8 protein-coding genes are annotated in these 9205 nt (G+C 32.0%); 7 read left to right on the forward strand and 1 reads right to left on the reverse strand.

The genetic code is table 11. The annotated features are described in order from the left end of the window. The 7 genes from BAU28_RS24625 to BAU28_RS24660 all read left to right on the forward strand — a co-directional run. The coding region (locus tag BAU28_RS24625) for a hypothetical protein (RefSeq protein WP_071720420.1) at positions 1-842 on the forward strand (842 nt) is incomplete at its 5' end. Between the two features lie 220 nt (positions 843-1062). Next, complete coding sequence (locus BAU28_RS24630) at positions 1063-1725, forward strand: MarR family transcriptional regulator (protein ID WP_071720421.1); 663 nt, start codon at positions 1063-1065, stop codon at positions 1723-1725. 888 nt (positions 1726-2613) lie between these two features. After that, the gene (locus tag BAU28_RS24640; protein WP_071720423.1) at positions 2614-4470 is read left to right on the forward strand and encodes a BC_2427 family protein; all 1857 of its coding nucleotides are present in this window, start codon (positions 2614-2616) and stop codon (positions 4468-4470) included. 151 nt (positions 4471-4621) lie between these two features. Next, entirely contained in the window at positions 4622-5386 is a 765-nt protein-coding gene (locus BAU28_RS24645) for a CsxC family protein (RefSeq protein ID WP_244158191.1), read from the forward strand. A gap of 342 nt (positions 5387-5728) precedes the next feature. Further along, on the forward strand, positions 5729-6511 hold the full coding sequence (locus tag BAU28_RS24650) for a CsxC family protein (RefSeq protein WP_071720427.1): 783 nt from the start codon (positions 5729-5731) through the stop codon (positions 6509-6511). A 295-nt stretch (positions 6512-6806) separates the two neighbouring features. Next, positions 6807-7016, forward strand: coding sequence for a DUF7695 domain-containing protein (locus tag BAU28_RS24655; protein WP_071720428.1), 210 nt, complete (start codon positions 6807-6809; stop codon positions 7014-7016). 170 nt (positions 7017-7186) lie between these two features. After that, complete coding sequence (locus BAU28_RS24660; RefSeq protein WP_071720430.1) at positions 7187-7840, forward strand: MarR family transcriptional regulator; 654 nt, start codon at positions 7187-7189, stop codon at positions 7838-7840. An 800-nt stretch (positions 7841-8640) separates the two neighbouring features. Here the strand turns inward: BAU28_RS24660 and BAU28_RS30575 are convergent. Next, a partial coding sequence (locus tag BAU28_RS30575) for a hypothetical protein (protein WP_165615191.1) occupies positions 8641-9205 on the reverse strand: 565 nt, incomplete at its 5' end.

The following is a 9205-nucleotide window of genomic DNA, read 5'->3' on the forward strand; positions in this document are numbered from 1 at the left end:
TACATGATGATGAAGCAAATCCGCATTTACATATTAACTATGTACCGAATTTCGAAAGTAGTCGAGGATTAACGAGGCGTGTCGGAATGGATAGAGCTTTGCAACAACAAGGCATACAAGGAAAAGGGACGGAGCTAATTACGAATTGGAGACAATTAGAAACAGCTTATATCGAATCTTTGTCTAAAGAACAAATTCCAAATTTTGAACGTGCCAATGTGGGTTCACATAAGTATATGAAAGTTCGTCAATACAAGGAATATGCCGAGGCAGTTTCTAACATAGAGAATCAAATTACCGAGATAAGCAAGCGATTGCCGGATAACAAGATTACGCTAAAGCCCAAAAAGAAAGAGATCAAGACGGAGGTAAAGCTAAAATTAATTGGTAAACCTGAAATCATTGAGAAAGAAACAGGCAATTATGTTTTTTCTCCAAAGCAACTCGAAAAAGTAGAAGAATTGATAACTGTAGCAGTCATTGTAAAAAAAGATTATGAGCGTTTGAAGAATATGGATTTGGTAAAAGAAAATAAGGAATTGAATCGTCAAGTTGATAGTTTATATGATTCTTTAAGAGAATCTCAAAAGATAAATCTAGGGTTGAGAGAGGAAAATAGAAAATTAAATACTGAAATAGGCTCATTAAAAGCTCAAATAAAGGATTTGAAGATGAATATAAGAGTTTTGTATCAACAGATGAAAAAAGTTTTAAAAGAGCAATTTAAGGTGTTTAGAGGGATTATTAAAAATGAATTGGATAGTAAGGGAATGGATAATCAATTTGAACGTGAGCATAAGAGAGAAATAAGCAGGCATCGAGATTTTGATAGGGAACGGTAAAAAAATAGGGAAACTTTGTTTTTATCTTCAAGGTTATTGAAAACGTGATAGAATGAAAAAAAGAGCCATGCGGGAACATGACTCTTTTCATAGGGTATTCTACGAAAATACCTATACTTCAATTATCTGATTATAGATTATCATAATTTGATTTATAATCAAATAGCAAAAAATAGGTATTTTTGTTGATTCCCTCAATTAAGGAGGAATTAACTTAGATATGACAAAGAAAATTATTGATTTTGGACAAGCTGAAAAAAAGGCAAAAGAAAGAGATAGTAAGATTAATAGCATTTATGAAAAACTTGAAGGTAGTGGTGGACTTTCTGAAGAAGAAAGAGTCATGATGTTACAAGTATTAAGTAAAATGTCTGGTGGAGAAGAATACTTCATTGGTAAAAAGAAAAAACCTACGGATCGGGTGAGATTTGTGCAGATAATTACTGATAATATTAATTATTTATGTAAAACGGGGTATCTGACAAATGCTGAAAAAGCTTTTTTAATTGATTTAACACCGTATATAGAGTTTAAAACTAATATTTTAATTGAATGTTCAAATGAAGATTCTGAGGAAGTAGATGCAGATGCAGCTACGCCAAGCTATTTAGCAAGAAAGTTAGGAAAAGGTAGAAGTAATCTTTCTGTTTTAATGAATGGGTTATTAGAAAAGGGAATTTTAGCAGTTGCAGAATCAGGAATGGCAACTGAAGATGGACGTATTTGTAGTTCTCGTACATGGTTTGTGAATCCTAATATTTTATGTTGTTCTCCTAAAGATGGAGTAGATAAGGCTACTATGAAGATTTTTAAGAAGTCTCTTAGAAATTTTAAAGTAGATGGAGATAAGAAAAAACATAATTTACCGATTTATTTATTTTAGATGTCATTTGTTATTGACATCTTTTTTTTATCCGTTTTTTCCATTTTTTAGGTGTATCTTTTTTCGAACACCTGTGTTCGAATTTTCGAACACCCCACCCCTCTTAAACCCTTGATATTACTGACTTTTTTCACTTTTCTCTTCTCACTCTTATATATAGGGCTAAAAGTTCCGTAAGGAACGGGTCGTATTTTTGAGAAAATCACTCAAAAATCTCCACCCTCAAAATCAAAAAATCGGTTCGTTAATCCTCACCTAAAGGCTATCGCCTTTTTTTTTGATTTTGTCCTTGCAAAACTTTTTTCGGCTCGTGTGCTTTTTTCGCCAAGCCGACAGACAAAAAGCAAAGCAATGGTTCTCGACTTGAACTAGCAAGTATACGAGCCGAACCGCTTAGATTAATCGCTCAAAAATTGTTCTGATTCAATATGTTGATACGTTTAATATGTGGGGTTTCGCCCCCACACGACGAGCCAGCACTCTAGCCAAAAAGCAAAGGAAAGGGATTTAAAATAGCGAAGCATAGGGAATCGTGTATAAAATATTTATAGAGAGTTAACAAAAAAACATCATATTATTGATATATAATAATTTATACTTTAACGTGTTTAGACTATTTTAAAATGTTTTCTTATATAAATTATCCAGTATCATATTGTAAATTATAAAGTTAATTACTAATAAAAAAGAAAATAGGTATGTAAGATGCTACAAGAACAAATTCTAAAATCTTTAAAAGGTATTGAATTTCTTACATCTTTTCATATATTAAAGCCAGAATAATTTAGAAAGTTGGTATTTACAAATAGAATATAAAATTTCAGTATCAGTGGATGAAGATTTGTACATGGAGTAATGGCTATATAAACCTTGTTTAGGAGTGAAATAATGAAAAATTTATGGATTAACCATGGTAAAATGTGGGAGATCTCCTCTAAACAAATGATTGTTTTTAAATCTTCAACTTTAAAGAATGAACTGGGAGATCAAGAAAAAGTGGATGAAATTGACTCTGTTGATGAGACGAACAATACATTTCAAACAGATTCTATTCTAGAGATTCCGGATCTTCCTGAATCTGATTTTATGAATGAACTGAGAGATCAAGAAGAAATGGATGAAATTGATTCTGTTGATTTATGGATTAACCATAGTAAAATGTCGGAAATATCCTCTAAACAAATGATTGTTTTTAAATCTTCAACTTTAAAGAATGAATTTCGAGATCAAGAAAAGTTGGATGAAATCGACTCTGTTGATGAAATGAATAATACATTTCAAACAGATGTTATTTTAGAGATTCCGGATCTTCCTGAATCTGATTTTATGAATGAACTGGGAGATCAAGGAGAAGTGGATGAAATCGATTTTGTTGATGAAACAAATAATACATTTCAAATAGATGTTATTTTAGAAATTCCGGATCTTCCTGAATCTGATTTTATGGATGAACTGGGAGATCAAGAAGAAGTAGATGAAATTGATTCTGTTGATGAAACAAATAATACATTTCAAACAGATGTTATTTTAGAGATTCGGGATCTTCCTGGATCTGATTTTATGGATGAACTAGGCGATCAAGAAGGAGTGAATGAAATTGATTCTGTTGATGAAACGAATAATACATTTCAAACAGATTTTATCTTTGAAATTTCGGATCTTCCTGAATTTGATTTTATGAATGAACTGGGAGATCAAGAGGAAGTGGATGAAATCGATTCTGTTGATGAAACAAATAATACATTTTTAATAGATTTTATTTTTGAGATTCTGGATTTTCCTGAATTTGATTTTATGAATGAACTGGGAGATCAAGAAAAAATGGATGAAATTGATTCTGTTGATGAAACAAATAATACATTTCAAACAGATTCTATTTTAAAGATTCCGGATCTTCCTGAATTTGATTTTATAAATAAACTGGGAGACCAAGAAGAAGTGGATGAAATCGATTCTGTTGACTGTACTAGTGAGTGTGATAATTATGAACAAGGAAAAGTATGTTTTATGACTAAAAAAAGCTCATTCTCCACTCATGTAAAAATTGATGATTTTTTTCATTCTCCTATCTGTAGTAATTCAGTTCAAAATACATTTGAATTTATTGATCTCAATAATAAACAATCCCCTCAATTTGATACAAAACTATTTAATACTATAACTTATTATCCAGAACAGCTTGATTGTCGTTTGGTTAGTTCTGAAATTCATGAAATTATATTTCTTACTGATACTTATAACTATGGTATGAATAATAAGGATGAGTATTATAAATCAGTTGTAGTTCCTTTACATGACTCACCATTTATGAAAACAGGAGAAATAAATAATAATTCTTATACTTCTTATGATTGTATACATATTAGAGTTCCAGTTGTAATAGGGGAATACAAAATTGAAATATGTTTAGAAGAAAATATCGTGTTTGAAGAAAAGGTTATAAGGGTTAAAGAAATCTCTAAAGAGGTAGTATTAACTAATTGTAAATTTATCCCTAGTCAATTTTCACAATCGTTAGGTAATGGGATATGTACAGTATTAAAAGGAAATTTATTTATAGAAGGGTATATACATCAGAATATTGAGTATACTGCATTTAATAATGGAAATGGGGATTCCATACAAAAAAAGTCAGTAACTCATTTAAATCAAATATGTCAAAAAATTGTATTAGATTTAATCATTAATTTACTACAAGTTCAACAAGTTCGAGTCAGTCATGATGGTAAAATTTTTAAAAGTTAACTGAACCTATATATTCAAAAAAACCATCATTTTAAAATATATTAATAAATAAATATAGTATAAGCCTATGCATTAAAATTAATACTACATATTCTAGTTAAATAGAGTGTGTAAAAACCTCTAAATATGTAACGAAATGAGGTTGTTTTCTTTGAGCGAACAACAAACACCAGGACCTTGTTCAGTCAAATCAACAGAACAATTACCATTAAATGCTTCTCCAATTACGCCAATTTCTGCAACTTTTTCTAGAACGACAATACTTAAGGTTCCGGTTGTATTAGCGGAGTCAACACTTCAAATTGTTGTAGAGTCAAATATTATACTTAAACCGGCAGCAACTGAAATTAAGAGAGTGAAAAAGCATGTATTTTTAGATCAAGTTAAACTTGTACCTGTGGCATTTGAGCCTATTGAAGGGACTGACTTTTTTACTGTCACAAAAGCTAAATTATTTGTAGCAGGACATATTCGTAAAAATATTGAATATGCTACAAATGTTCCAGATGCATGTAATGGAGCACTTCAGGATAGAATTGCTGATGTTCAGTTTTCTGGTTTTGCAGAACTTAAGTGTACGGACTTTTTAAGCCCCCCAATTTTCGCTAATTCTAAAAGTTCTGAAGCTAATTTTATTAGTGATACAAACGGTTTAAATGCACGTTTGGATAAAGCTTTCTTTCAAAATCATGTTAAATACAATGAACAACCATTTGGTGAATTAGTAGCTGCAGACTTCTTTGAACTTGATTTTTCACCAACTGCAGCAACCCCTGAGGGTACGTTTGATACATTAACTGAAAAAATTGTATTGGACCTTACTCTGAAAGTGTTACAAATTCAACAAGTCAGTGTTTCTGGAACGCCAGTAGTCCTTCCTACGACTCCTTCTCCTTGTTCTTCTACTTCTCCTTGATAGTCCAGAAAAAGAACTTTGTTTTTTAAAAACAGAGTTCTTTTCTTTATAGGGTCTTTAATGGATAGTATATAAAAACAAAAAAAACGTCTATAAGAATTTATTTATATATAGTTTATATAAAGTTTTGTTTATTACAAGTTTAACAAATTTGAGTTAGTTATAATGGAAAAATCTTTAAAAGTTAACCAAACTTATTTACAGCTCAAAAAAATCTTTTTACTTTCTAAAAATGAGCAAATGATTATTATATTTGCCCGTACATTAAAATTAATACTACATATTCTAGTAACATAGAGTGTTTAAAAACCTCTAAATATATATTGAAATGAGGTTGTTTTTTTGAACCAACAACCATGTTCACAACAACTACAACAAACACCACTCCCTTGTGAAGTCCCATCAGTAGAACAAATACCATTACAGGCTACTAAAATTACGCCAGTGAATACTCCTTCAAGTTCGCCAATTATTAAGACTCCAGTTGTATTAGCAGAGACAACACTTCAAATTGTTGTAGAGTCAAATATTGCGCTTCCTTCACCAGGAGCAACTGAAATTAAGAGAGTGAAAAAGCATGTATTTTTAGATCAAGTTAAACTTGTACCTGTGGCATTTAAGGCTATTCCGAATTCTGACTTTGTAACTGTTGAAAAAGCTAAATTATTTGTAGCAGGACATATTCGAAAAAATATTGAATTTGCTACAAATGCATGTAGTGGAGCACTTCAGGATTTAATTGCTGAAGTTAAGTTTTTTGGTTTTGCAGAACTTAAGTGTGGAGATTTTTTAAGCCCTCCAATTTTTTCTAATTCTACAAAATTCGAATCTAATTTTGTTGATGATACAGGTTTAAATGCACGTTTGGATAAAGTTTTCTTTCAAAATCATGTTAAATACAATGAACAACCATTTGGTGAATTAGTAGCTGCAGATTTCTTTGAACTTGATTTTTCACCAACTCCAGCAACTCCTGAGGGTCTGTTTACTACATTAACTGAAAAAATTGTATTGGATCTTACTCTGAAAGTGTTACAAATTCAACAAGTTAGAGTTACTGGAAATCCAGTAGTTCTTCCTACGACTCCTTCTCCTTGTTCTTCTACTTCTACTTCCGGTTGCTAGTCCAAAAAAGGACTCTGTTTTTTTTTAAAAAAACAGAGTCCTTTTTTTTATGGGGTCTTATCAGTAAAAATTGAACAGTCTAGATCAGTTGTCCATGAAATTTTTTATGAAAAGGGTTAGGTGGTTGATTTTGTTTTACAAAAAAGAAAAGCTTCTCTAAATGACGAAAGAAGCTTTCGGAGTGACATTATTCTTTTCTCACTTTATTTTATGTATATGTTAAATAAAGATTTTAACTTTAAGTTATATTTTTGAAAAATCCCCCCTTTTTATTTAATAGGTTATAGGAGTGATAGTGGCGAAAAAATTAAAAAGAAATACAATTCAATGCCGAAAATGTGGAGATGTGATTTTTAAGTATTATTTATGTCGATCAATTGCAGTTGATAGTGGTCTTGAATATGGTCGAATGATAGGTAATTTAGAGGACATCATTGAATTACATGAGTTTGAAGAGGAAAAAGAGGATTGGATGTTGTGTTTTGCAAGAGATGGAAAGCTTTAACAAGGTGTTTCATGTTATTATAGAGGAAAGACATACAAACTAGAAAAACCGCCCAAGCTTTGGACGGCAAGGCGGTTTTTCATAATAAGGTTGGAATCAACCAATATATATTCTATATACATTCTAACATATAAAAGTTGATTCCTTCCACTAAGGGAGAGAATTATTTTATGACAAAAGTTGTAAATTTTGGGCAAGCTGAAAAAAAAGCGAAAATAAGAGATAGTAAGATTAATAGTATTTATGACCAGTTGCAAGTGGGTGGTTACTCAGAAGAAGAGAAGACAATGCTCTTGCAGTTATTAAGTAAAACAACTGGTGGAGATGAGTATTTCATAGGGAAAAAGAAAAAACCTACAGATCGGGTGAGATTCGTGCAGCTAATTATGGATAACATTAATTATCTTACTGAACTTGAGTATTTGAGTAGCAAGGAAGAAGCATTTTTATTTAAACTTGCTCCATATGTGGAATTTAAAACTAACGTTATTATTCAAAAAATTGATAAGGATAATGTAGACACAACTACTCCAGCATCACCTACATATTTGGCTGAACGTTTTAAAATGGCAAGAAAAAATGTTTCTGTAACGATGAATGGTTTATTTAAAAAAGGGGTTTTAGGAGTTGCAGAAGCAGGAATAACCACAGAAGATGGTCGTGCATGCACAAGTCGTACATGGTTTGTAAATCCCAATATTATGTGTTGTAGTCCAAAAGATGGAATAGATAAAGCAACTCAACATATTTTTAGAAATTCATTAAGGAACTTTAAAATTGATGAGTCTAAGAAAAAATATAAATTACCAATCTACTTATTTTAGATGTCAAATTCTCATTGACATCTTTTTTTTATTATGATTTTCCTTTTTTTAGGTGTTACGAAAAAGTAACACAGGTGTTACGAAAAAGTAACACCTCATGTCTTATAAACCCTTGATATTACTGACTTTCTTCACTTTTCTCTTCTCACTCTTATATATAGAGCTAAAAGTTCCGCAAGGAACGGGTCGTATTTTCTTTCGCTTTGCTACATAAAATCTCCACCCTTTTCGCTTTGCTACATCCTTGCAAAACTTTTTTCGGCTCGAGTTTTGGTGGCACCAAGCCGACACATCCAAAAGCAACTATCTAGATTATAGGCTTGAATTTGCTATTATACGAGCCGAACCGCTAGTGCCTTCGCCTAATAATTTCACTTACCATATTGATAGATACGTAATACGTGGGGGTTCGTCCCCACACGACGAACCAGCCTCAACCCCAAAAGCAAAGAAAAACCCTCTTTTAAACCTGTTCATTTTGCTTTTTAAGCGTATATCTTTGTTTTTACGATAAATAGGTGTTGTTTTAGTTTTATATACTTTAAACGGGATTCTGAAGCATCTGGATAGGATTTTGCGTTTGGGTTTTATTTACATAATTATCGTTATCGGAGGTGAAATACTTTAGATTATAAACTATGTTATATGGGTTAAGGGCATTGTTAATTCTCATTTCTAATTATTTCATTTAAGTATGTTATACAACTTGATACACAGGATCTGAGTAGAACTCTGAATTATTACACTAAGTAGTAAGATTTATTCCTTCTGACTTACTACCTGGTATAATACCTTAACTTTCATTCGGAACAAGGGATAATAAGCTTTAAAGGCAATCTTATGTTGTAAGGGTTATATGCGTATACGGTTAATGTAACTGGGCATGCTGCCGGAATCTCTATACCAGGTTGTAACCAATGTCCATTTCCATCCACTCGAAACAAAGAACTTGATGGGTAGGGAAATGAATTATTATCTTTGTCAGTAAACGTCATTTTTTCTATCGTACTATTTGGCAAAAAACCCGATCCTTCAAGATTAAGAACCTTACTAGGTGTATAGGTTGCCGTAATCATAGGGGGTTCAAGTACTGGTTGTATTTGGTTGAGGAAATTGAGAACATCAACACTATTTATAGTTAACTTTCCGGTTATCCTAACATCCCCTTCAAAGGCCCCAGCTATCACTCCCTTCCCAAAAACACCAGGCTGGTTCTGGCTCTGGCTTTCTCCCCATACCCCTATAAAACTTTTGCTGGTACCAATGACACCAGCTTGATTTGTACTATCACCATGAACCCCCTGCCAATTTTGACTTCTTCCGAAAACGCCAGGCTGGTCCTGGCTCTGGCTTTCTCCCCATACT

This window comes from Bacillus paramycoides (genome assembly GCF_001884235.1).
Classification (GTDB): domain Bacteria; phylum Bacillota; class Bacilli; order Bacillales; family Bacillaceae_G; genus Bacillus_A; species Bacillus_A paramycoides.

Bases quoted from the DNA above. Each gene is read 5' to 3' on its own strand.
- BAU28_RS24640 (WP_071720423.1), top strand. From the start codon at position 2,614: ATGAAAAATTTATGGATTAACCATGGTAAAATGTGGGAGATCTCCTCT.
- BAU28_RS24630 (WP_071720421.1), top strand. From the start codon at position 1,063: ATGACAAAGAAAATTATTGATTTTGGACAAGCTGAAAAAAAGGCAAAA.
- BAU28_RS24660 (WP_071720430.1), top strand. From the start codon at position 7,187: ATGACAAAAGTTGTAAATTTTGGGCAAGCTGAAAAAAAAGCGAAAATA.